This window comes from Flavobacterium caseinilyticum (assembly GCF_004349085.1).
Taxonomy (GTDB): domain Bacteria; phylum Bacteroidota; class Bacteroidia; order Flavobacteriales; family Flavobacteriaceae; genus Flavobacterium; species Flavobacterium caseinilyticum.
Genome location: NZ_SMFM01000021.1, coordinates 1 through 2,646, shown reverse-complemented (window position 1 = coordinate 2,646; position 2,646 = coordinate 1). Strand labels below are relative to the sequence as shown.

The window sequence follows — 2,646 nt, the reverse complement described above, 5'->3', positions numbered from 1 at the left end:
TGCAAATTCCAGTGATATTGACCACCCAATTCCAATTTAAAGTGAGCACCTGATTCCAATTCAAAATGACCACCTAATTCCGGAGCAAAATGACCACCTACATTTTACATCAAAAACTACTTTTTTTCATCTGTTAATTAGTGTTCAAATATACTTAAAATATTACCCTTTGTTTATTCCTCTTTTCTTTCTCATAGATTCTCCATGTAATTCGAGTCGGTGAGATTGATGTATGAGTCTATCCAGAATTGCATCAGCTATGGTTTTTTCTCCAATGATGTCATACCAGCCTTGTACCGGGATTTGTGATGTTACAATTATAGAACCATTATTATGCCTGTCTTCAATGATCTCTAAAAGGGTAATTCTGTTATGACTGTCTAGTGCTTGGAGTCCAAAATCGTCTAATATAATGACATCTTGCCGTTCTATTTTGGCCAATTCTCGTAGGTAAGAACCATCTGCTTTGGCCATTTTTAATTTAGCAAACAACTTCGAGGTATTAAAATAACTTACTTTAAAACCTTGTATGCAGGCTTGGTAACCCAATGCGGTACCTAAATAACTTTTACCTACACCGGTACTTCCCGTGATTAAAATGTTTTCGTTTTTCTCTACAAATTCACATTCTGCCAGACGCAGTACTACGTTTCGGTCAAGATTACGGGTTTGGTCAAAATTGATACTTTCAATATTTGATTTGTAATGGAATCGGGCATTGGTGATACTGCGCTGAATACGACGATTGTGCCTTTCGTCCCATTCGGCATCAATAATCATCGATACAAACTGATCGAGCGTGTAATGGTCTGTTTTTCCGCTTTCAATGGCTGTTTTAAAAGCATTGAACATGCCATAAAGCTTCATTTGTTTCATTTTTGTTACTGTGGATTCATTCATGATTACTTGGTTTTAATTTAATTATAATACTGTTTTCCTCTTATATTACCGTGACTCGGGAGTTCCTGCTCGGGTTCCTGTTCAAAATCAATATGGTCTAGGTTGTTTTCTAAAATATTTTGAATGGTCTTAAAATTGTAAATTTTAAAATCAAGTGCCCGCCTGCAGGCATTTATTAATCGCTCTTTCCCTACCTTTTTCTCGAAGCTTAGTATTCCTAAACAACTTTTATAGGCCTGTTCAGGATGGTTTCTACTTTCGATTATCTGCATAATATATTCTCCTACTGACTCATCAATACTATTAGCCCAATCAATGAAGCGAGCAGCGCTCCACTGAGCTACAAATTGATGCGTACTGGCTAAATGTTCCGGGGTGGTGGTATAGACATAAGGTTTGTAATTTCGTGCATGGACAGCTACCCGATTGTATTTGTGATAGATCTCTACGGTTGATTTGGTATACAATAGTTTCGCTTTTTTCTTTACGTATTGATACGGAACGCTGTAGTAATTTTTGTCTTGACTTAATTGAACATGCCCGTTTTGCATTACTGTTGCAAAGGATTGGTATTTGATTTCAAAACGTTCTTGTGGTAGTGGACGTAGTTTTTGTTTCTCATCTTCTAAAAATAATTCCAGGCGAGAATAAGGACGTCCTGTGAGTTTTCTACCATTATGAGAGTCAAGTAAATCCCATACCTGCTGGTTTAGTTCTTCCAGAGAAAAGAATTTAGTTTCTTTTAGATTTACATAAATCCTTCTGTACAATATCTTGACAGCTCCTTCAACCAATGATTTATCTCTTGGTTTATAAGCCCTGGCAGGCAAGATAGTAGTTTCGTAATGTTCGGCTAAATCAGCCAAGGTTTCATTAATTGTTGGTTCAAAACGACTGCTTTTTATCACTGCAGATTTTAAATTATCGGGGACAATTGCCGCAGGAGTGCCTTCAAAAAAACGCATGGCATTTTCTACCGATGTAACAAAATCTTCCTTTTGTTGGCTCATAGAAGCTTCGGCATAGGTGTATTGACTGGCTCCCAATATGGCTACAAAAAATTGTACTTCTTTGATTTCTCCCGTGTCTTTATCAATAAGGGAGAGTGTTTTTCCTGCATAATCCACATACATTTTATCACCAGCTTTGTGATTCATGTGCATCACTGGATTGACTCGTTTACCCCATGTTTTGTAATGATGACCAAATTGTGAACTCCTGTAACCATCAGGGTTTACGGCAATATATTGCTCCCACATATGTTGTACGGTAACACCAACTTTTTTTAGTTCGCGTTCCATTTTAGGAAAAAAATCATGAAGTATCTGCAATTTGGGACTAATTGATTCCACGGTAGTGTGTGAAAACAAAAGTTCCAGTTCTGCATCTGTTTTTTCATTAATCACTTCAATACTTAATCCTAGGACTTCAAATAAAGAAATATACTTCTTTACCGTATTCCTAGAAAGGGATAAGTAGCTACTTATAAACAACTTACTCTTGCCGTTACAATAGAATTTAATTGCTTTTCTAATTTTACTCATGTCTGTTATTTTGTTTGCCATAATCCGTATTTTTTTAACGAATGTATGGTGCTAACAACATGAAAAAGTTAGTAGTTTTTAATGGTCAATTGTACCCCAAAATCAGGTGGTCAATTTGCACTGGAAAGTGGTGGTCAGTTTGCTCCGAAACTGGTGGTCAATTTACACTGGAATAGGGTGGTCAATTTGACCGGTTTTTCCA

At 36.6% G+C, this 2,646-nt stretch carries 2 protein-coding genes; both read right to left on the bottom strand.

Annotation, left to right across the window (positions count from 1 at the left end):
* Positions 1 to 162 precede the first annotated feature (162 nt).
* Positions 163 to 900, bottom strand: a complete 738-nt coding sequence (gene istB, locus E0F89_RS16950) for an IS21-like element helper ATPase IstB (protein ID WP_099713507.1) — start codon at positions 898 to 900, stop codon at positions 163 to 165.
* 17 nt (positions 901 to 917) lie between these two features.
* A complete protein-coding gene (gene istA, locus E0F89_RS16945; RefSeq protein WP_099713508.1) occupies positions 918 to 2,465 on the bottom strand; it encodes an IS21 family transposase in 1,548 nt (515 codons plus the stop codon).
* Positions 2,466 to 2,646 lie beyond the last annotated feature (181 nt).